This is a genomic window from uncultured Gemella sp. (assembly GCF_963515875.1).
In the GTDB taxonomy this organism is placed as follows: Bacteria; Bacillota; Bacilli; order Staphylococcales; family Gemellaceae; genus Gemella.
The window spans coordinates 1-20,787 of sequence record NZ_CAUPZX010000013.1 but is presented as its reverse complement, the minus strand read 5'-3'; the positions used below and the strand labels follow the sequence as shown (position 1 = coordinate 20,787).

The 20,787-nt window shown below is 30.3% G+C and carries 19 protein-coding genes; 14 read left to right on the top strand and 5 right to left on the bottom strand.

Going from position 1 to position 20,787, the window contains the following annotated elements; genetic code table 11:
* Positions 1-30 precede the first annotated feature (30 nt).
* A complete protein-coding gene (locus tag RWL85_RS03790; protein ID WP_399533533.1) occupies positions 31-744 on the top strand; it encodes an NADPH-dependent FMN reductase in 714 nt (237 codons plus the stop codon).
* A gap of 17 nt (positions 745-761) precedes the next feature.
* A complete protein-coding gene (locus RWL85_RS03785; protein ID WP_314085159.1) occupies positions 762-2,018 on the top strand; it encodes an NAD(P)H-dependent oxidoreductase in 1,257 nt (418 codons plus the stop codon).
* Positions 2,019-2,298: 280 nt separating this feature from the next.
* Here the strand turns inward: RWL85_RS03785 and rplS are convergent, their stop codons facing one another.
* On the bottom strand, positions 2,299-2,643 hold the full coding sequence (rplS, locus tag RWL85_RS03780; protein ID WP_314085157.1) for a 50S ribosomal protein L19: 345 nt from the start codon (positions 2,641-2,643) through the stop codon (positions 2,299-2,301).
* Between the two features lie 138 nt (positions 2,644-2,781).
* On the bottom strand, positions 2,782-3,141 hold the full coding sequence (locus RWL85_RS03775; RefSeq protein WP_314085155.1) for an arsenate reductase family protein: 360 nt from the start codon (positions 3,139-3,141) through the stop codon (positions 2,782-2,784).
* Between the two features lie 179 nt (positions 3,142-3,320).
* Here RWL85_RS03775 and RWL85_RS03770 point away from each other — a divergent pair, with 179 nt between their 5' ends.
* The 3 genes from RWL85_RS03770 (at position 3,321) to RWL85_RS03760 (ending at position 6,940) form a co-directional block, all read left to right on the top strand.
* Positions 3,321-4,022 carry an ABC transporter ATP-binding protein gene (locus RWL85_RS03770; protein WP_314085153.1) on the top strand — a complete coding sequence of 234 codons (702 nt, stop codon included), beginning with the start codon at positions 3,321-3,323 and terminating at the stop codon, positions 4,020-4,022.
* Positions 4,023-4,027: 5 nt separating this feature from the next.
* The gene (locus RWL85_RS03765) at positions 4,028-6,643 is read left to right on the top strand and encodes an FtsX-like permease family protein (RefSeq protein WP_314085151.1); all 2,616 of its coding nucleotides are present in this window, start codon (positions 4,028-4,030) and stop codon (positions 6,641-6,643) included.
* Positions 6,644-6,781: 138 nt separating this feature from the next.
* Positions 6,782-6,940 (top strand): hypothetical protein, encoded by a 159-nt coding sequence (locus RWL85_RS03760; RefSeq protein WP_314085149.1) that lies wholly within the window; start codon positions 6,782-6,784, stop codon positions 6,938-6,940.
* A gap of 55 nt (positions 6,941-6,995) precedes the next feature.
* On the opposite strand, the gene RWL85_RS03755 is transcribed toward RWL85_RS03760, so the two are convergent.
* Together RWL85_RS03755 and RWL85_RS03750 are read right to left on the bottom strand one after the other, a co-directional pair.
* Positions 6,996-8,186 (bottom strand): TVP38/TMEM64 family protein, encoded by a 1,191-nt coding sequence (locus tag RWL85_RS03755; protein ID WP_314085147.1) that lies wholly within the window; start codon positions 8,184-8,186, stop codon positions 6,996-6,998.
* Positions 8,187-8,211: 25 nt separating this feature from the next.
* Positions 8,212-8,892, bottom strand: coding sequence for a YdjY domain-containing protein (locus tag RWL85_RS03750; RefSeq protein WP_314085145.1), 681 nt, complete (start codon positions 8,890-8,892; stop codon positions 8,212-8,214).
* A gap of 459 nt (positions 8,893-9,351) precedes the next feature.
* Here RWL85_RS03750 and abc-f point away from each other — a divergent pair, with 459 nt between their 5' ends.
* The 7 genes from abc-f (at position 9,352) to RWL85_RS03715 (ending at position 15,999) form a co-directional block, all read left to right on the top strand.
* Positions 9,352-11,271 carry a ribosomal protection-like ABC-F family protein gene (abc-f, locus tag RWL85_RS03745; protein ID WP_314085143.1) on the top strand — a complete coding sequence of 640 codons (1,920 nt, stop codon included), beginning with the start codon at positions 9,352-9,354 and terminating at the stop codon, positions 11,269-11,271.
* Positions 11,264-11,647: a hypothetical protein gene (locus RWL85_RS03740; RefSeq protein WP_314085141.1), complete on the top strand. Its 384-nt coding sequence runs from the start codon at positions 11,264-11,266 to the stop codon at positions 11,645-11,647. The genes abc-f and RWL85_RS03740 overlap by 8 nt, the downstream gene beginning before the upstream one ends.
* 23 nt (positions 11,648-11,670) lie before the next feature.
* Positions 11,671-13,305 carry an arginine--tRNA ligase gene (gene argS / locus RWL85_RS03735; RefSeq protein ID WP_314085139.1) on the top strand — a complete coding sequence of 545 codons (1,635 nt, stop codon included), beginning with the start codon at positions 11,671-11,673 and terminating at the stop codon, positions 13,303-13,305.
* 30 nt (positions 13,306-13,335) lie between these two features.
* Positions 13,336-13,812: a DNA-directed RNA polymerase subunit delta gene (gene rpoE / locus RWL85_RS03730; RefSeq protein ID WP_314085137.1), complete on the top strand. Its 477-nt coding sequence runs from the start codon at positions 13,336-13,338 to the stop codon at positions 13,810-13,812.
* A gap of 232 nt (positions 13,813-14,044) precedes the next feature.
* The gene (locus tag RWL85_RS03725; RefSeq protein ID WP_314085135.1) at positions 14,045-14,245 is read left to right on the top strand and encodes a cold-shock protein; all 201 of its coding nucleotides are present in this window, start codon (positions 14,045-14,047) and stop codon (positions 14,243-14,245) included.
* 193 nt (positions 14,246-14,438) lie between these two features.
* A complete protein-coding gene (locus RWL85_RS03720) occupies positions 14,439-15,581 on the top strand; it encodes a PLP-dependent aspartate aminotransferase family protein (protein WP_314085133.1) in 1,143 nt (380 codons plus the stop codon).
* 34 nt (positions 15,582-15,615) lie between these two features.
* Entirely contained in the window at positions 15,616-15,999 is a 384-nt protein-coding gene (locus RWL85_RS03715) for a RidA family protein (protein WP_314085132.1), read from the top strand.
* A gap of 21 nt (positions 16,000-16,020) precedes the next feature.
* On the opposite strand, the gene RWL85_RS03710 is transcribed toward RWL85_RS03715, so the two are convergent.
* Positions 16,021-16,881 (bottom strand): hypothetical protein, encoded by an 861-nt coding sequence (locus RWL85_RS03710; RefSeq protein WP_314085130.1) that lies wholly within the window; start codon positions 16,879-16,881, stop codon positions 16,021-16,023.
* 561 nt (positions 16,882-17,442) lie between these two features.
* Here RWL85_RS03710 and hisS point away from each other — a divergent pair.
* Together hisS and aspS are read left to right on the top strand one after the other, a co-directional pair.
* Complete coding sequence (hisS, locus tag RWL85_RS03705) at positions 17,443-18,723, top strand: histidine--tRNA ligase (RefSeq protein WP_314085128.1); 1,281 nt, start codon at positions 17,443-17,445, stop codon at positions 18,721-18,723.
* Positions 18,723-20,495: an aspartate--tRNA ligase gene (gene aspS, locus RWL85_RS03700; RefSeq protein ID WP_314085126.1), complete on the top strand. Its 1,773-nt coding sequence runs from the start codon at positions 18,723-18,725 to the stop codon at positions 20,493-20,495. Before hisS ends, aspS begins: the two co-directional genes overlap by 1 nt.
* The last annotated feature ends 292 nt before the right edge of the window (positions 20,496-20,787 follow it).

The following is a 20,787-nucleotide window of genomic DNA, read 5'->3' as shown; positions in this document are numbered from 1 at the left end:
ATACTTTTAATTTAAGGAGGCTCTATTAAAGTGGCTGAAGCAAAAAACAAAAAAAATGTTAAAAAAACAAGACAAGAAAATCTAAATACAAATAAAGTAGATAGTACAAAAAAAGAGAGAGGAAACAAAAACATGGTAAAATTAATTGGTCTAGTTGGTACAAACTCTAAAAAATCTACAAACCGCCAACTTTTACAATATATTCAAAAACATTTTGCAGGTAAAGCTGACATCGAATTAGTTGAAATTAAAGATCTTCCTTTATTCAACAAACCAGCTAATAAAGAATTACCTGAAGGAGTTAAAGAAATAGCAGCTAAAATTGAAGCAGCAGATGGGGTTATCATCAGTTCACCTGAGTATGACCACGCTGTTCCTGCATCATTAATGAGTGCAATCGCTTGGTTATCTTATGGAATTCACCCATTACTTGATAAACCAGTAATGTTAACAGGAGCTTCATACGGAACTCTTGGATCATCTCGTGCTCAAGCTCACCTTCGTCAAATTTTGGATTCACCAGAAGTTAAAGCACGCGTTATGCCAAGTTCTGAGTTCTTATTAGGACATTCTCTACAAGCTTTCGACGAAGCTGGAGATATTTCTAATCCAGAAACAGTTGCTAAATTAGATAGTTTATTTGCTGATTTCTTATTATTCATTAAAATTACTGAGAAATTAATTAATGCTCATAAATTAGCTGAAAAAGAAATTGAAAACTTCTCTTGGGAAGATTTAAAATAGGATAGGAGTGTAGACACATGAAATTAGTAGGAATCGTAGGTTCAAACGCGGAAGTTTCTTATAACCGCAAATTAATGGAATTTATAGCAAAAGAATATAAAGATTTATTCACTTTAGAATTATTAGACATTACTAACTTACCAATGTTTAACCAAGATGAGGATCATTCAAGAGAAAACAAAGATTTATTAGTAATGAATCGTAAAATTTTACAAGCTGATGGTGTTATCATTGCTACACCTGAGCACAACCACACAATTACAGCATCTCTTAAGAGTGCATTAGAGTGGTTATCATTCGAATTACACCCACTTGAAAACAAACCAGTAATGGTTCTTGGGGCTTCATACTATGATCAAGGATCATCACGTGCTCAATTACACTTACGTCAAGTCTTAGATGCACCAGGTGTAAATGCGATTGTATTCCCAGGTCACGAGTTCCTTTTAGGAAAAGCTAAAGAAGCTTTCGATGCTGAAGGTAACTTAGTAGATGATCGTACAGTTGGATACTTACGTATGTGCTTAACTAAATTCGTTAAATTTGCTAATGTAGCTCAATCATTAGCGGAAAGAAAACCAACACCGCCAGAAGATTTAACTGCTAGTGGTGTAATCGATACAACAATCCAAGGTGTTGATGGAGATGCTGATGATTGGTATGAAAAAGCAGCTGAGAAAGTTAATGCTGTATCTGGAGATACATATGTTAAACTTGATCGTGGTATCTTAACAGTAGATCAACTTAACTATTTCTTAAATTCTATGCCGATGGAATTAACTTATGCTGATAGTAACAACCAATTCTTATACTACAACTACCACAAAGAAGATTACGAAATGCTTGCAAAACGTCGTCCAGTACAAGTTGGATGTTCATTAGCTAAAGTTCACCCTGAGAGAGTTTATAAGAGTGTTAACTGGCTAGTAGGTTTACTACGTTCAGGACAAATAGATGTATTCCGTACACACGTTCCAACTCACGGACCAGATAAATATGTAGTGCACAACTACCAAGCAATGTACGATAAAAATGGTAAATATGCTGGTATCAACGAGTACATCTTAGACTTTAAACCAATCGTTGACTGGTATCTAAAACAAACTGGTCAATCATTAGTTAAAAATGGAGTTCCAGTAGGTCACGGATATGCAGCAGCACCTGCACCAGCAGCTGACGCAACAAGTGGAGCTTCAGATGCTGGACATGGAGCAGCACCTGCACCAGCAGCGGCGGCACCAGCAGCTGATGCAACAAGTGGAGCAACTGCTTAATAGAATATTAAATAAGAAAAGTAGATTTCATTCGAAATCTACTTTTTTTCAAAATCGGTTAGTCTCTAGAGATACTTTTTATGAATTTTACGAATTGTATTGAATTACTTATTTCGCTAAATAATATAAATTTTAAAATGGCATTGAAATGGCATTAGAAACCAACTGATATGAGATTGGGTTATGTTAAAATTTCTAATAAACATGGTCAAAACATGGTCAAAGCGTAAAAAAAGAAAGCCCTGTTACTGATGTAATAGGGCTTGTAAGCTTCTTCTTATTAACGTACTTCTCTAATACGAGCAGCTTTACCACGTAAGTTACGTAGGTAGTATAATTTAGCACGTCTAACTCTACCTTTACGTACAACTTCAATTCTTTCAACTTTTGGAGTGTGAACAGGGAATGTTCTTTCAACACCAACACCGTTTGAAATTTTACGTACAGTATAAGTAGCAGAGATTCCTCCACCACGACGTTTGATAACTACTCCTTCGAATTGTTGGATACGCTCACGTCCACCTTCAACGATACGAACGTGTACTCTTACTGTATCCCCAGCTTTAAATTCAGGAATGTCTGATCTTAATTGCGATTTAGTGATCGCTTCAATGATTTTGCTCATTATTCTTTCTCCTTTTTTTACAAAATGTTCATTATTAATGCTTGATTAACAGAGGAACATCGTAATTTAATGTTTTCACATCTTTTTGATTATAACATTATTTTTAATAAATATCAATAGATTTCTTAATATTTTTTGTTAGAAAAGAGCTTTTTCCCAAACTTCTTCTTTAAAACCTAGTAAAAGAATATCATTTTCAAAATCAAATGCTAGTGGACGTTTAATCAACATTCCATTTTCGTGAAGAAGTTTTAATGCTTCTTCCAACGTTAGTGTGGCAAGTTTGTCTTTTAAGCCAAGTTCTTTATATACTAGACCACTTGTGTTAAATAACTTTTTTAATGGTAACTCGAACTTTTCTATAATATGTTGTAAGTCTTCGATTGAGGGTGTGTTTTCTTTAACATTGAAGTATGTAGCTTCTATTTTATTTTCAGTTAGTAGTTTTTTGGCTTTTCTGCATGTTGAACATGTTGGGTATTCGTATATGGTTAACATAGAATCTCCTCTCTAATATGTATTAAAATTTTAGTTAAAATTACTAATCTACGATATTATAATATTTATTATTTCTACTGTAAAGAGATTTGTTTTGTTTTTTTATTTAAGAAATCATTTATATTAAATGAGAAACTAATATGTGCTATAATTAAAGTATAGGATAAAGGAGAAATATTATGCAGAAAATAATTGTTAAAAATGTTTCTAAAGTATATGGTGAAAATAGTAGTAAGGTTATAGCAAATGATAATATTAGTTTTGAGATTAGTGAGGGTGAATTTGTTGTAATTTTAGGGCCAAGTGGTGCAGGGAAAAGTACACTACTTAATATAATAGGTGGAATGGATAATGCAAGTGAGGGATCTATTAATGTCTTTGGAAAAGAAATAGTAGGCTTAAATGAAGAGAAACTTACAAAATATAGAAGAGAAGACATAGGTTTTGTATTTCAATTCTATAATTTGATCCCAAATTTGACAGTTTTAGAAAATGTTGAATTGGCAGGACAAATAGTTAAACAGCCCAAAAAAGCATCTGAGATTTTAAAATTGGTTGGGTTAGAAAATAGGATGGATAATTTCCCCTCACAAATATCAGGGGGAGAACAACAACGCGTTGCTATAGCAAGGGCAATAGCTAAAAATCCTAAACTATTACTTTGTGATGAACCAACAGGCGCTTTGGATTATAGGACAGGTAAAAATATACTAAGTATGTTGAAGAGATATAGTGTTGATGAAAAGAAAACTGTAATTATTATTACTCACAATAGTTCAATAGCTGAAGCTGCAGATAAGGTAATTGAAGTTTATGATGCTAAGGTGAAAAAAGTAATACAAAATTCTAGTCCAAAAAGTATTGGCGAGATAGAGTGGTAGAATTTATGAAAGCAATTAATAAAGATATATTAAGGGAAATTTTAAAAACAAAATCAAAATTCACATCAATACTAATAATAATGTTTCTAGGAGTTTTTATCTTTGTAGGTTTAAAAGAGACCTCTCCGGCAATGATAAATACATATAATAATCATTTGAAACGTCATAAGATGTATGATTTAAGGGTAAGTCATAATTTTGGTGTTAATCAAGATGATATGAAAATTATTAATAGTCTAGATAATATAGATATTAGTGAAAGTTATTTTACAAAAAAACTACAAATAGCTAATAGCAATGAATTTGTGAATGTCGAATCTTTACCTGAAAAATTAGCAATACCTAAAGTTATTGAGGGTGGCTTACCTAAAAGTGAGGAAGAAGTAGCTATAGTAGAGTCGCTTAAAGATAGATATAAAATAGGAGATGAAATCACCTTTATCTTAGATAAAAATGATACTAATACTTTAAAACACACTAAATTTAAAGTAGTTGGTTATGTTCAAGGTGCAGATCACATAGAAGTATCTAACAATAATCCTGCGAATAAAGATTATTTCGGATATGTGAATAGAGATGTTTTTAAATTTGACAATATCAGCGGGATAAATATAAAATTAAAAAATATTAATTATAAGTATAGTGATAAAGAATATATAACTGAGATTAATAAAACAAGGGATGCTCTTATTGAAAAATTAAAAATTCAGCGAGAAGTTGATGCTAAAAAATATTTAGAAAAAAATTATAGTAAATTAAATGAGAATGAGAAAATAATAAATGATGCCCAATCTCAATTAAATGATATTAAATCACAGATTGAGTTATTAAAAAATGTAGATATTAGAAATTATAATGAGCAAATAGAGAAACTAAATAAATCACAAAAAGAGATTGATGATAATAAAAAGAAATTGAATGTTGGTAAAGCGAGTCTAAATGAAGAAAGTTATCCTAGATTTTCAGTGGAAAATATTAGAGGTCTAAAAAATTATGCTCAATTTATAGATTCAGCAGGTAGTTTAACTTTTGTGGCAAATGTTTTTTCAATATTTTTATTTGTTGTCTCTATTTTAGTTTCATTAACAACTCTGACTAGAATGATTGATGAAAATAGAATAAATATAGGAACACTTAAATCGCTAGGTTATAGTAATTATCAAATTTCTAAAAAATACTATGTCTATGGTATATTTTCAACTTTAATAGGTACAATATTAGGTGTAATTGGAGCATATTTAGTTATTGTGCCTATAGTATATAATTCTTATGCAAGATTTTTTACATTTAATTCACCGGAGATTGTGTATACACCGGGTATAATTATTGCCGCATTTATTATTTCATTAGGATGTATTAGTCTAGCAATCTATATACCGTTAAGAAAAAACTTAAAAGAAAAGAGTGCGTACTTATTGAGACCTAAAGCACCTAAGAGTGGCAGTAGAATTTTTTTAGAAAGGATACCATTCATTTGGTCGCGGCTTAGCTTTTTAAGAAAAGTAACGTTTAGAAATATTTTTCGATATAAAATTAGAATGTTAATGACAATCTTTGGAGTTGTGGGATGTTTAGCTCTTATGTTTATTGGATTTGGTATTCGTTATGGGGTTATAGATATTTCTAATGAGCAATTCAAGGTGATTAATAAAGTTGATATAGCAGCTACTTATAATCCTTATATTGATGACGAGAGTATAGAAAAGCTGCAAAACAAGTTGAAAAATAATAATAGTGTTAATAATATCACAAAAATTAATATGCAACTTGCAACTTTTGAGAGTAATAATGAGATTCTAGACTCTGCACAATTGATAACAGTGGATAAAGATGATTATAAAAACTATATTAAGCTAAAAGATAGTAATACAAAAGATATTAATATTACTTCGAATTCTGCTATAGTTAGTGAAAAGCTTGCTTATCTTCATAAGTTAAAAATAGGGGATAATTTCAATGTAATTGTAAACAATAAGGAATATATATTTACCGTTGGAGAAATTAATAAAAACTACTTTGGTCATACAATATATATTAATAAAGACTATTATGAATCAGTATTTAAAAAGCAATATAAGGAGAATACATTCTTAATACAAACTACAGGCGGTAAGGAAACCGTAGAAAGTGTAGTGAGTAGCTTAAATGATAATAGCGATATAGTGAATATAAGTGATAATTCTAAAATACAAGAAATTCTTGATAATTTTATTAAAGGAATAGATATTATAGTGGCAGTTATGGTTATTTGTTCAGTTACATTAGCGCTCGTAGTATTGTATAATTTAATAAATGTTAATGTATCTGAGCGTATTAGAGAATTATCAACGATAAAAGTACTCGGATTTTATCCAAGCGAAGTAACTATTTATGTGTTTAGAGAGATTTTTTATTTAACTGGGGTGGGTATTATTTTAGGCAGTTACCTAGGTTATAAAATGTATTTAAAAATAATATTAGAACTTGCGGGAAGAGATATGATGTTTAGTAGTAAAGTGCCATTAGTAGTATATTTATTGGCATCGGGAATAACAGTTTTGATTACTATAGTTGTAATGGTAGTAATGCACAAAAAATTAAAAAAAGTAAACATGGTAGAAGCTCTTAAAGCAATAGAGTAGATAGGAGAAAAAATGACAATTATAATAAATGAAAAAGCAAAAAAATTATTAAAAGACAAAAATAAGAATCATGTATTGATATCTTTATTTCAACAGTTTTGTTGAGGGGGGAGAGTAGATAGAGCTGTCGTGGTTTCGATGGCTGATAAATTTGATGAAAAATTATTTTCAAAATATGTAGTGGATGGAATAGATGTCTATATTGATTATAGATTGAATATAGATGAAGATGTAGAAATTGGTGTAGAGAAATTTTTCTTTATGAATCGATTGGATCAAAAGGGAATAACAGTTTAGAATATAGAAAGAAAGACAACTAGAGGAGCAAAGTAGCATCTCTAGTTGTCTTTGTTTAATTGTTAGAAGAAGCAGTAAGTTCTTCTTCTTTTTTGTGTTTATCATTATAGATTTTTTTCATAATACCTATGACAATAGATAGTGCGAATAGACACATTAACCCGATGAACATATTTCTAACTCCTCCAGACAATGTACCACCTACGTAAGAGTAAACGATTGTTGCGGGTAATTGTCCAACTCCAGTAGCTATGAAAAATCTCCAGAAATTCATGTTTGTTAAACCGGCAGCATAACTAACGAAATCGAATGATACGAATGGCAATAATCTACAGATAAGAATAGCTTTATCTCCGTATCTTTCAAAGAATACATCGATACTAGCCATCGCTCCCTTACTTGTAAGTTTTTCTACTACATCACGACCTAAGCCACGTGCGATATAAAAACATACTGCGGCTCCAATCATTGCTGTTGACCAAGAAAGAATAGCTCCAATGACCCAACCAAAAATTGCGGCATTAGATAATGTAATTAAGAATGCAGGAATAGGCGCAGCGATTGATTGAAGAACCATTAGAACTCCAGAAACAACAGCAGCCCATGTACCCCAACCACGAAGATATTCGATTACAGCGTTTGTATCAAATTGAGATAAAGTGGCGAATGCTGTGTTAATACCAGTTTTAAAACTAGGTACTGTGAAATAAACTGCAAAGAAGATTGCAAAAGAAATGAGTGTAATATATCTAACTTTTTTACGTTGTGCTTTTAATTTTTTCTCTTCCTCAGGATTAACTTCTCTTAAATCACTAAGTTTTACCTCTTTTTGTTTTAATACTTTAAGTTCTTCTTTAGTATAAACTTTTTGGTATTTAGATAGTGTTAAAATAATATACAGATTTATTAAATTAACAACTACAACAGCAATAATAAATGGAATTTTAACTTGGTTTAGTGAACTGGCGTGTAATACTTCACGTGCTATGTATAATAGTGTTTTTGTTTTTCCTGAAAAAATAGCCATTAAAAGTATTATCGCTTCAATTATAAAGAATGTGTACTTGCGATTAATACGTTTGAAATATAAACCTGTCATTATCCCATAAACAGTCCAAACAAAAATCACAAGACTTTGATCGGCTAACATTTCGAATTGTGTAAAGAAGAACAGAAGGAAAGCGAAGAAGTAACCAACTGCTATACCAACACTTGTAAAATAAAATAAAAGTCGTAATCGATTCATTAAATCTCTCCTTAATTAATAACTACTACTTTTTAATGCTGTAAATCACTGCTGCATATGTTCCGTCTTCTGGTAGAACATCTTCATTACCAGTGAATTTAACCTCTTTACGAGTTTCAACAGCACCATAAGTATAAGTAGTATTAGAGATGATTCCTACTGGACAACTATCTAAACAAGATAAGCACCCTGTATTCTTGTCGATAGCACGTTCTAAGTTGCCTCCAAAGCGGAAATCTATTTGCTTACCGTTACTATCTTTTACTACTTCATTAATATCATACTTTTTATTTGCACCATTCCATGTTATTTCAGCTTTGATTGGCGTTCCTTCAACGTGAGTAGTTGTTGCGTTATTTGGATTCATATTGTTTCCAGGTTTTGCACCAATTTCAATTAGAGCATTGTAGAATTCATCGGGTTTAGCAAATGCTGTAAAAATAGATTTTGCACCATTTGTACCACTTTGTTCTACAGAGTTGTGTCTTGTAGCTTCATCAAAGTATTTACCGTTGATTTTTGTAAGAACAGTTACTGTGCCTGCTTCTTTATCAACTTTTATTGGTTTATCAAGTGATACCCCTGCCACATAGTCTGCAGGTTGATTTGAATTTTGTGATGACGAATTAGATGAACTGCTACAACCAACGGCAGTAAAAGCTAATCCAGTAGCCATAAGGACTGACAATATTTTTTTTGGTTTCATTAAGAAAACCTCCCTATAATAAATTATTTATTCATTTGTATTATAACATTTATATAAAAAGGTAACAATAATATATATTTAATATCATGAAAATTAAATTATTAAAGAGATATTTTATTATTATATCGTAAAAAAATATTCTTTTATTTTAAATAGTGATTCTATTAAAAAAATAATAAGTTAAAATATATATCAAATAAATAAATTATTATAAATTCTATATTCTAGATTATAACATTAACCATTTCCAAGTAAGGTTATAATTGAGAACGTTTATCGATTATGTGACGGTTAAGATTATTATAAATTCCCAAAGTAAATTCTGGTTAAGATTATATGTTGTAGAAACTTTAATTATTAGCGAAAAAATTTTAAATGTGATATAATATTTCAGTTATATATGAAATAAGTAGGATTTTTATAAGAATTAGGTAAAATATTATTGAGAAAGGAGAAGAAATGTTAATTCAATTAAACAATGTAACAAAAAATTTTGTGGTTAATGAAATATTTTCGAATGTTAAATTAGAAATTAATGATAAAGATCGTGTTGCTATAGTAGGAAGAAATGGAGCAGGGAAAAGTACTCTTTTAAAAATTATTTCTGGTGATATTAGTTTTGATAGCGGAGAGAGAACTGTTTCAAAAAATACAACTATTGGATATCTTTCACAAGAGTTTATTGTAAGGGAAGATTTATCGATTTATGAAGAGATGATTACTTGCTTTGATGAGATAATTACTTTGGAAGCTGAATTAGAAAAACTGTCTTTTGAGCTGACTCCAGAAAATATTGAGAATGACTCAACATTACTTAATAAGTTTGATAGACTACAAAATGAAGTTTTAACACATAAAGATTATCATTACAAGAGTAAGATAGAGAGTGTGTTATACGGATTAGATTTTTCAAAAGAAGTTTTTGATAAGAAAATAAGTACGTTCTCAGGTGGAGAAAAGACAAGATTATCTATGGCAAAACTATTGCTAAGTGAGCCAGATTTATTAGTTTTGGATGAACCGACTAACCATCTTGATATGGAAAATGTAGCGTGGTTGGAAAATTACTTATCATCATATAATGGTGCAATAGTAATAGTAAGTCACGATAGATACTTTTTGGATAAGGTAGTAAATGTTGTCTATAATTTAGAATTTGGAAAACTTAAAAAGTATGTAGGTAATTATTCTAAGTTTTTAGTACAATATGAAGAAGATTATGAAAAACAATTAAAAGAATATACGAGTCAACAAAAAGATATAAAGAAATTAGAAGAATTTGTTCAAAAGAACATAGCAAGAGCTTCGACAAGTAAGATGGCTAAGAGTCGTCAGAAGGTACTAGATAAAATGGAACTTATTGATAATCCCAAAAAAGATGATAAGGCTGCTGGTATAGAGTTTTTAATTAAAGAGCAAAGTGGACGTGATGTTCTAACTATCAGTGATTTACAAGTAGGTTATAATGGAACTAAGATAGGTCAAAATTATAATTTTGCGGTTTATAAAGGAGATAGAATAGCAATTGTTGGAAGGAATGGTATAGGTAAGTCTACTTTAATAAAAACGATAGCGAAGAGACATAAGGAAATTTCTGGGTCAATTCAATATGGTAGTAAGCTATCGTTAGGATACTATGATCAGAAACAAGCAGAATTCGAATCTTCAAAAACTATTTTAAATGAACTCTGGGATGAATATCCGCTTATGAAAGAAGCGGAAGTAAGAACTGTACTTGGAAGATTTTTATTTAGAGGTGATGATGTTCTAAAAATTGTAAGAGATCTTTCAGGTGGAGAGAAAGCAAGGTTACAGCTAGCGAAGCTTATGCTTGAAAAAAATAATCTACTTATATTAGATGAGCCGACTAACCACCTTGATATCACAAGCAAACAGGTATTAGAAGAAGCGCTGAAAAACTATGAAGGGACAATACTTTTTGTCAGTCACGATAGATATTTTATTAATAAGATTGCTAATAAAGTATTAGATATTACAGATAATGGTCATAATATTTACTTAGGTAATTATGATTATTATTTAGAAAAAAGAGAGCAAGAGAGAATAGCTCAACAACTAAGTAATAGAGCTAAAGATGTAGTTGTAGAAAAAGAAGCTAATAATTATATATTAGATAAGGAAGAAAAACGACGTATCAGAAAACTAGAACGTACTCGAGATGAGTTGATGAATAAGATTGAGATTATAGAAGAAGATATTCAAGTAGTTAACGGTGAACTTGCAAAAGAAGAAGTCTATACTGATATGATAAAAACTCAAGAATTCAATGGAAAGCTACAACAATTGACTGCTGAACTAGAGGAATTAAATGAGTCATGGTTAGAAATTGAAGAGGAATTAGAGAGTATAAATGGATAGTAAAATTAAGATAACAACTTATGTCGATGCAGAAAAAATTCATGAAGAATTATATATTGGCACATACATTAGCCAATTAGATAGCGAGAAATTAATTTATAAAGATAAAAATAATAAAAAAATAGAAATTTTTATTGACAAAATAAAAGAAAGTGTTAGTATAGAAAAAGACGATTCAAAAATATATTTATCATACACAAAAACGAGTAATGATTATAGCACACAATATGGTCAGATGAAATTGGAAACACAGCTTGTTAAAATAGGTAAGATGTCAAAAAATAATTTTACTTTATTTGAGATAGTATATAATATATTTTTTGGGAATGAGGATAAACAACAAAATAAATTGAAAATACTAGTGAAAAATATTTAGTAGTTAATTAGGAGGAATTTTTGGTGAAAAATAAGATAGTAGAATTATTAAAAAATTCTTTAGCCAAATTAGAAATTGATGGAGTTGATATTCATGTTGAAACTCCAAAAAATACAGATAATGGAGATTTTTCTTCAAATGTAGCGATGCAATTAACTAGAGTTTTACGTAAAAATCCTAGAGTAATTGCCGAGGAAATAATTGAAAATATAGATTCTGATGAAGCGGTAGAGAAAGTTGAGATTGCTGGTCCAGGATTCATTAACTTCTTTGTTAAAAAATCAAGTCTTGGAAGTGTTGTTGGAAAAATCTTAGAAGATGATTTTAAATACGGTGAAAACAACATTGGACAAGGTAAAAAGGTTCTTTTAGAGTATGTATCAGCTAACCCAACTGGAACATTACACGTAGGGCATGCTAGAAATGCTGCATATTCTGATTCATTAGCAAGAATAATGAAAAAATCAGGATATGATTTATCTCGTGAATACTATATCAATGATGCTGGTAATCAAATTAATAATCTTGTAATTTCTGCGATCGTTCGTTATAAACAAGCACTAGGTATGGATGTTGAAATGCCGGATGATGCATACCACGGTGAAGATATTAAAGTTCTAGGTCAAAAACTAAAGGATGAATTTGGTGAATCATTATTAGAAAGAGAAGACTTAAATGAGTTTATTCGTGAGTATGCAGTAGCGTATGAAATGGAAAATATTAAAAAAGACTTAGGAGATTTTGGACTAGAGTACGATGTGTTCTTTAGTGAAAAATCTTTATATGAAAATGGTCTTGTAGATAAAGCTTTAGAATCTTTAAGAGAACAAGGGTTTGTTTATGAAAAAGATGGAGCTTTATGGTTAGAAACAACAGCTTTAGGGACTGGTGATGATAAAGACCGTGTATTAATTAAGGCAGATGGTTCACTAACATACTTAACTAGTGATATAGCTTACCACAAAAATAAATTGGATCGTGGATTTGATTTATTACTAGATGTTCTTGGTGCAGATCACCACGGATATGTTGCAAGATTAAAAGCAAGTGTTGTTGCGATGGGATACAAGGCGGAGCAATTAGAAGCTTTAATTATGCAAATGGTACAACTTCTAAATAATGGAGAAGTTGTAAAAATGAGTAAGAGAACAGGTAAAGCAATTACACTTCGTGATTTAATAGATGAAGTAGGAGCTGATGCTGCTCGTTACTTCCTAGTAATGAGAAGTGCAGATAGCCATTTAGACTTTGATTTTGCTGTAGCAAAAGAACAGTCAAGTGACAATCCATTATACTATGTTCAATACGCACACGCTAGAATTTGTTCAATCTTACGTCAAGCTGCAGAACAATCTGAATATGATATAAATAACTGTGATTATGAGCTGTTAACAGATGAGTACTCAGTAGATTTACTGAAAAACTTAGCTTATTATCCAGAAATTGTAGCTCAGGCTGCTAAAAATTATGAACCACATAGAATTTGTAATTATTTACAAAGTCTTGCAAGTTCATTCCACAAATTTTATAATAATAATAAAGTAATAACTGAAAATAAAGAACAAACTCAAAGTTACTTAGCATTAATTACAGCTGTTAAAATAACTTTAAGAAATGCTCTAGACTTAATCGGGGTATCAGCTCCTGAAAAAATGTAATAAATAAAAAAAGAAGGGAATCTAATATAAATGGTAAAATTAAAGGAATTAAGCGCAGAAAAAATTAAGGAAATGTCACTAATAGATTTATGTTTTGCATATATGGTAGAAGAAGGAATTGAAAAATTAAATATTTATGATTTCCTAGATTATATTAAACCATTAAGAAATGTTGATGAGGAAGAATTTACAGCGCAAGCTGCATACTTTTATACTGATTTAAACTTAGATGGACGTTTTGTTTGTGTTGAAGATGGAAGTTGGAAGTTAAGAGATAGCTTATTTGTTGAAGATATTAAGAATTTCGTTGAACCAAGTGTTCAAAAATTCGAAATTGACGAAGAAGATATGGATGAACTTGGAGATGAAGATCAAGATGACATTCATGATGCAGTTGATGATCTTATAGAAGACGAAGACATGGAAGAAAGTGAAGATGTTTACGACTTCGATAATGATGGTATAGTTTCTAAATTCAATATTTCAGCTGAAGAAGAAGAGTTTTAATAAAAAGGCCGAGAGGCTTTTTTATTTTTAAGAGTCTTATTGTTTGCATATTTTAGAAAAATGAAGTATACTAATGAGAGTCAATAAAACATATAGTAAAAATTGTAATACAGGTTCTAAGTTTTTTAAGTGAATAACACAATATCACATTTATTTTATTTATTATCTTTAACGGCAAGAATACGATTGATTATTGATAATAAAATATAAAATAAAAAGGAGATTGTAACTTATGAAACAAGGTACAGTAAAATGGTTTAACGAGGAAAAAGGATTCGGATTTATCGAGGTTGCAGGAGAGAAAGATATCTTTGTACACTTCTCAAGCATCAAAAAAGATGGTTTTAAAACTTTAAAAGAAGGCGATAAAGTTGAATTTTCAGTTGAAGATGGTGCTCGTGGACCACAAGCAGCTAACGTAGTTGTTCTTTAATATAGAAGGATAACAAGCTATAATTAGATTTCTATCTAGTTATAGCTTGTTTTGTTTTTTTGTTGGTAAGTATATTTTATATAATTAATTTAAAGTTTTGAAAACGAATACGATTTATATTGAAATAATTTTTATTATAAATTATAATAAAATTGAAAGTTAAAAAAAATATAAAAAAAGGAGGAGAACTTTAATGAAGGGAATAAATAGTAATCTACTACATGGTTATCCAGTAATTGATGGTTATACGGGTGCTGCATCAATTCCGAAATATCAAGTTACGACATTTGATCAAAAAGAAGGTTATAAAGACTGTGGAAAGTATTCATATAGTCGTTTTGGAAATCCTACGATATTAGCATTAGAAGCAGCTGTGGCTAATTTACATAAAGCAAAATTCGGATTTGCATTTGCATCGGGGATGTCTGCTATTACTACAGTTTTAATGATTTTAAATAGTGGGGAGCATATCATTTTGCCTAAAGATGTTTATGGGGGAACGTTCCAGTTTAGTTCTAAAATTTTGAAAAAATATGGAATAGATGTTAGTTTTGTAAATTATCAGAATCTAGAAGAGTTAGAAGATTCTATAAAAGAAAATACAACTATGATTTATATAGAAACGCCATCTAATCCTTTATTAAAAGTTTCTGATATTAAAGAAATTGTCAAATTAGCGAAAAAATATAAAATAAAAACTGTAGCTGATAATACTTTTATGACCGCATTATATCAAAAACCATTAGATTTGGGTTGTGACATAGTAGTAGAGAGTTTGACTAAGTTTGTAAATGGGCATAGTGATGTTACGGCGGGGTGTGCAGTTACGAATAATGAGGAAATTGCTTCTGAAATATGTTTATTACAGAAGAATTTTGGTGGTATTTTAGGGGTAGAAGATGCATGGCTAATTTTAAGGGGTATGAAAACTATGGGATTGCGTATGGAAAAGTCTGTAGAGAATGCCATAGTTTTAACTAAATATTTAGAACAACATGTTAAAATTAAAAAAGTTTATTATCCTAATTTAACAAGTTGTAAGTTTTATGACATTCATACACAGCAAGCTAGTTCGGGAGGAGCGGTTTTTTCATTTGAATTTTTTGAGCAAACTGATTTGAAAGAATTCTTAAAAAAAATAAAGATTCCAATTTATGCAATAAGCTTAGGAGGAGTAGAATCTATTATTTCTCATCCAGCAACTATGTCTCATGCTTGTATGAGTGAAGAGGAAAGATTAGCTCAAGGAGTTACGCAAACATTACTAAGATTTTCTTGTGGTGTGGAGGATATTGAAGATTTAATTGAGGATTTAGAGCAAGCATTAGCTGATTAATTTATATAAAATATATTTAAAGGAGATTTATAAAATGAAAATTATAGAGGTAAATACATCGAAAGCACCAAAAGCAGTTGGACCATATGTTCAGGCAAATAAAGTGGGGAATTTTATTTTTTGTTCTGGACAATTAGGTATCAATCCAGAAACTGGAAAAATTGTTGAAGGTGGAGTTATTGAGGAAGCGAAGCAAGTATTTAAAAATATCGAAGCAGTTTTAGAAGAATCTGGTAGTTCGATGAATCACGTAGTTAAATCATTAGTGTTACTTAAGGATATTAATGATTTTGCAGAGGTTAATAAAGTTTATTCAGAACAATTTAATGATGTTCTTCCAGCGAGATCTGCTTTCCAAGTTGCAGCTTTGCCATTAGGTGGAAATATAGAAATCGAAGTTATTGCTGTTGAAAAATAGAAAAATCAAGGATAGTTTTGTCTATCCTTGATTTTTTGCGTTATAACTTTCGATTGCAGCGTTAATTTCTTCATTCGTGAAGTTTGAAATATCACCTTTTAATTCATTTTCAATTATGCTTCTACTAGTGCTTCCTTCTTGTGTATAACGAATTGTGTTATATGTTTCAGGTACTTGTTGTCCAACTATTTGAGGATGATTTTGTGTATTAGGTATAGTAGATGACTTTTTATTATCTGTTGAATTGTGTTTAGCTGCGGTATTAGATTTATTTTCTGAAGATTTTTCTTTTTTATCTTCCTTGCTGGCTAATTCTTTTTTAGCTTCTTCTTTTTTTGTAATATTAGTTTTGTGGTCTTGTTCTAATTCTGAAACCTCAGAATTTAGAAGTTTTTCTTTTAAAGCAGTGTATTTGAAATGATATCTTGATAGAATAGTTTTCACTTTATCAGCGTAATTTGCTAAAGTTATATCTAATTCCAAAATTTCAGTAAGAGCATTGTCATAATCTTCTAATTGCTCATCTAAATAAGATGTTGCTTTAGAAAAAGTGCGATTAGTATCAAGTTTTTTAGCTTTCTTTAAAGAATCATGAGCACTTTCGATATCGGCTTTATTAAGTGCGTTATGTGTTTTAACTAATTCGCTAGCAATCGATACTTCAGTATCTATATTTCTTAATGTTTCTTTTGCTTTTTCTGTAGTTAATGATTCAAGACCTTTTAATCCAGAATTGAAATCATGCGAGTCATTTATTAATGATATATATTTTGAATGTTCTTCTTTAAAATTTTTATTTCCTGCATTTAGGTAGTAATATGTACCGCCCACTAAGAAAAAAATCGCTAATATAGGCATTAAAATAGAGATTATTTTTTTCATAAAGGTATATACTCCTTTCTTTAATGTCTTTATCTATAATTTATTGTATAATGTTAAGGAAAAAAAATCAAGTGAATTAAATAATAAGTAATTAAATAAAATACATAAATTACGAAGTTGTAAGCTGAAATTATATATATTATAGTGTAAAAAAATGTGACTATTAATGTTGAATTGTCTAGAAAAATAATCTTATTAGATTACGTAAGGTTTAAATAAAATAATGAAAATAAAATTTAAAAAATATAATAATTTCTTGACAATAAAAAGAGATTGGTATAATATATTTAAAAGAAGCGTGACAAAATTAGTAAAAAGAATTTTACTTTATGTTTTAATATAAAGAGAGTTTAATCCTGAGGCTGAAAGATTAAATATTAATGATTAAGGTAAGGAACACTTTTTGTAAAATTTAATAATTTAGAAAATAAGGTATCGAAATTCCGATATGAATTAGGGTGGCACCACGAAATTTTGTAATCGTCCCATATAGTAAATCTATATGGGACGTTTTTAATTTGTGTTGGAATGATTAAAGTTAAGAATCGAAAGGAGAAAACTATGGTAATAACTATGCCAAGAGGGACACAGGATATACTACCTGAAGAGAGTAAAAAATGGCAGTATGTTGAAGAGAAACTAAGAGAAATTAGTAGAAACTTTTGTTATGAAGAAATAAGAACGCCAATGTTTGAATCAACAGAACTATTTAGCAGAGGTGTAGGAGATACTACAGATATAGTTCAAAAAGAGATGTACACATTTATGGATAAAGGTAATAGATCTCTAACGTTGCGACCAGAAGGGACAGCTGGAACAGTTCGTTCGTATATTGAAAACAAATTATTCGCTAATACTATACAACCTCAAAAACTTTATTATGTTGGTCCTATGTTTAGATATGAAAGAAAGCAAAAAGGACGTTATCGTCAGTTTGTACAATACGGCGTTGAGGTAATAGGAGAAGAAAGTCCAAAAATCGATGCTGAAGTAATTAGCTTAGCCTATAATATTTATAAAATGTTTGGTATTGAAAATATTAAGGTGAGCATTAATTCACTAGGGAATCCAGAAGAAAGACAAGCGTATAATGAAGCGTTAGTTAAGCATTTTGAACCTAGAATTAATGAGTTTTGTGAAGACTGTAATAATCGTCTTTATAAAAATCCTATGAGAATACTGGATTGTAAAGTAGATGCAGGACACGAGCTTATTAAATCTGCACCAAAACTATTAGACTACTTAGGAGAAGAGTCTAAACAATATTTCTCAGAAGTTTTAGAACACTTGGATGCATTAGGTGTTAAATATGTGATAGATCATAACTTAGTTCGTGGTTTAGACTATTATACGCATACAGCATTTGAAATAATGATAGATAATCCAGAAGTGGAATTAAAAACACTTTGTGGAGGAGGACGTTACAACGGTTTAATTAGACTGTTGGATGGACCTGAAGATAAAAAAGGAATTGGTTTTGCATTAAGCATCGAAAGACTATTATTAGCATTAGAGAGTGAAAATACTGAATTACCTATAGATGAAGCAATAGATGTTTTTGTAGTTTCTATGGGAGAAGAGGCTTCTAATGCAGGAGTTAAACTTACTAATGATTTAAGACTAGCTGGATACAGCGTTCAAAACGACTATTTTGATAAAAAGATGAAAGCGCAGATGAAAATGGCAGATAGATATAATGCCAAATATTCTATAATAATTGGTCAAAGTGAGCTTGAAAGTGGAACACTTGTTATAAAAGATATGAAATCATTTGAGCAAGAAACTATTAATTTAGATATTATAGTTGATTATTTACAACAAAAATTGAGAGGAGAAAAATAATGAGTGCATACGGTAGAACAGAATACGCAGGACGTATAGATGAAAAATATGTAGGAAAGAGAGTTACATTAAAAGGTTGGGTTAGTAAACGTCGTGACCTTGGTAATTTAATCTTTATTGATGTAAGAGATAGAATGGGCGTGGTTCAATGTGTATTTTCTGGAGACAAGAATGCAGAATTACATGAAGTTGCTGGAACTTTAAGAAATGAATTCGTAGTTTCTATTGAAGGTGAAGTAGTATTAAGAAATGAAGCTACAGTAAATGAGAAAATTGCTTCAGGTAAGGTAGAAGTTATTGCTGATAAATTAGAAATTTTATCTAAAGCAAAAACATTACCATTTGTTTTAGATGATGCGAGTTTATCAAGTGAAGAATTACGTTTAAAATATCGTTACTTAGATTTAAGAAGAACAGAACTTGCAGAGGTGTTACACTTACGTTCAAAAATTACTAAAGCAACTAGAGATTACCTAGATAACAATATGTTTGTTGATGTAGAAACACCTATTTTAACAAAATCAACACCAGAAGGAGCACGTGATTACTTAGTACCAAGTAGGGTTCACCCAGGTGAATTCTATGCATTACCACAATCACCACAATTATTCAAACAATTATTAATGGTTGCGGGATTTGATAGATACTATCAGGTAGCTCGTTGTTTCCGTGATGAAGACTTACGTGCAGACAGACAACCAGACTTTACACAAATAGATATGGAAATGAGCTTTATGTCACAAGAAGAAATTCTTACTATGATAGAAGGTTTAATTGCACATGTTATGAAAGAAGTAAAAGGAATTGATGTAGTATTACCATTCCCAAGACTTGACTATGAAGAAGCAATGGAAAGATTTGGTAGTGATAAACCTGACACTCGTTTTGGAATGGAATTAAAAGATGTTAGTGATCTTGTTAAGAACTTAGACTTTAAAGTGTTCTCTAATGCAGTAGAACAAGGTGGAGCTGTAAAATGTATAGTAGCTAAAGGTTGTGCAGAGCAATATTCTCGTAAAGATATTGATGCTTTAGGTAAATATGTTGCAAACTATGGAGCTAAAGGATTAGCCTGGGTTAAAGTAACTGAAGAAGGATTAAGTGGTGCGATTGCTAAATTCTTTACAGATGAAGTGGCTCAAGAATTAGTAGCTCGTGTAGATGCAGAAGTTGGAGATATTATCTTATTTGCAGCAGACACTAAGAAAGTATGTTATGCTTCATTAGGCGCATTACGTCAAAAATTAGCAGCTGATTTAGATTTAATCGACAAAGATAAATATAATTATTTATGGGTAGTAAATTGGCCGTTATTAGAGTACGATGAAGAAAAAGGGCGTTACAGCGCAGCACACCACCCATTCACTATGCCAAAAGTAGAAGATGTAGAATTATTAGAAACTGCACCAGAAAAAGCATATGCACAAGCTTATGATATAGTACTTAATGGTTATGAGTTAGGTGGAGGAAGTATCCGTATCTATGATAAAGAAGTCCAATCTTCTATGTTTAAAGCATTAGGATTCACACAAGAACAAGCTCAAGAACAATTTGGATTTTTATTAGATGCATTTGAATATGGTGTACCCCCTCACGGAGGATGTGCATTAGGATTAGATAGATTTGTTATGTTATTAGCTGGTCGTGATAATTTACGTGATACAATTGCATTCCCTAAAACTGCGAATGCAGCAGATCCAATGACACAAGCACCATCGACGGTAGATTTAGAACAATTACTAGAATTAAATATTTCTTTATTAAGAAAATAATGAAAAAATCTGAGGAAAAGGCGAACTTTTCCTCAGATTTTTTAAAAATTGTATTGACATCGTATATAAGTGATGTTAGAATAGAAAAAGTCTTCTTAAGAAGAAGACGAACAATCAAATATTTAAAAAGATTAAATGTTAAGGAATTATAAAAAAGTTCTTGACAAAATATAAAAGAAATGATAAACTTATAAAAGTCTTAAATAAAGACAACATCAATCGTTTCAGTATAGTAAACGTTTAAAAAGATTTTTAAAAAATATAAAAAACTTATTGACAAAAACTTATTGAA

Coding starts and splice junctions, on each gene's coding strand:
- RWL85_RS03785 (WP_314085159.1), top strand. CDS start 762: ATGAAATTAGTAGGAATCGTAGGTTCAAACGCGGAAGTTTCTTATAAC.
- rplS (WP_314085157.1), bottom strand. CDS start 2,643: ATGAGCAAAATCATTGAAGCGATCACTAAATCGCAATTAAGATCAGAC.
- RWL85_RS03775 (WP_314085155.1), bottom strand. CDS start 3,141: ATGTTAACCATATACGAATACCCAACATGTTCAACATGCAGAAAAGCC.
- RWL85_RS03770 (WP_314085153.1), top strand. CDS start 3,321: ATGCAGAAAATAATTGTTAAAAATGTTTCTAAAGTATATGGTGAAAAT.
- RWL85_RS03765 (WP_314085151.1), top strand. CDS start 4,028: ATGAAAGCAATTAATAAAGATATATTAAGGGAAATTTTAAAAACAAAA.
- RWL85_RS03760 (WP_314085149.1), top strand. CDS start 6,782: ATGGCTGATAAATTTGATGAAAAATTATTTTCAAAATATGTAGTGGAT.
- RWL85_RS03755 (WP_314085147.1), bottom strand. CDS start 8,186: ATGAATCGATTACGACTTTTATTTTATTTTACAAGTGTTGGTATAGCA.
- RWL85_RS03750 (WP_314085145.1), bottom strand. CDS start 8,892: ATGAAACCAAAAAAAATATTGTCAGTCCTTATGGCTACTGGATTAGCT.
- abc-f (WP_314085143.1), top strand. CDS start 9,352: ATGTTAATTCAATTAAACAATGTAACAAAAAATTTTGTGGTTAATGAA.
- RWL85_RS03740 (WP_314085141.1), top strand. CDS start 11,264: ATGGATAGTAAAATTAAGATAACAACTTATGTCGATGCAGAAAAAATT.
- rpoE (WP_314085137.1), top strand. CDS start 13,336: ATGGTAAAATTAAAGGAATTAAGCGCAGAAAAAATTAAGGAAATGTCA.
- RWL85_RS03725 (WP_314085135.1), top strand. CDS start 14,045: ATGAAACAAGGTACAGTAAAATGGTTTAACGAGGAAAAAGGATTCGGA.
- RWL85_RS03720 (WP_314085133.1), top strand. CDS start 14,439: ATGAAGGGAATAAATAGTAATCTACTACATGGTTATCCAGTAATTGAT.
- RWL85_RS03715 (WP_314085132.1), top strand. CDS start 15,616: ATGAAAATTATAGAGGTAAATACATCGAAAGCACCAAAAGCAGTTGGA.
- RWL85_RS03710 (WP_314085130.1), bottom strand. CDS start 16,881: ATGAAAAAAATAATCTCTATTTTAATGCCTATATTAGCGATTTTTTTC.
- hisS (WP_314085128.1), top strand. CDS start 17,443: ATGGTAATAACTATGCCAAGAGGGACACAGGATATACTACCTGAAGAG.
- aspS (WP_314085126.1), top strand. CDS start 18,723: ATGAGTGCATACGGTAGAACAGAATACGCAGGACGTATAGATGAAAAA.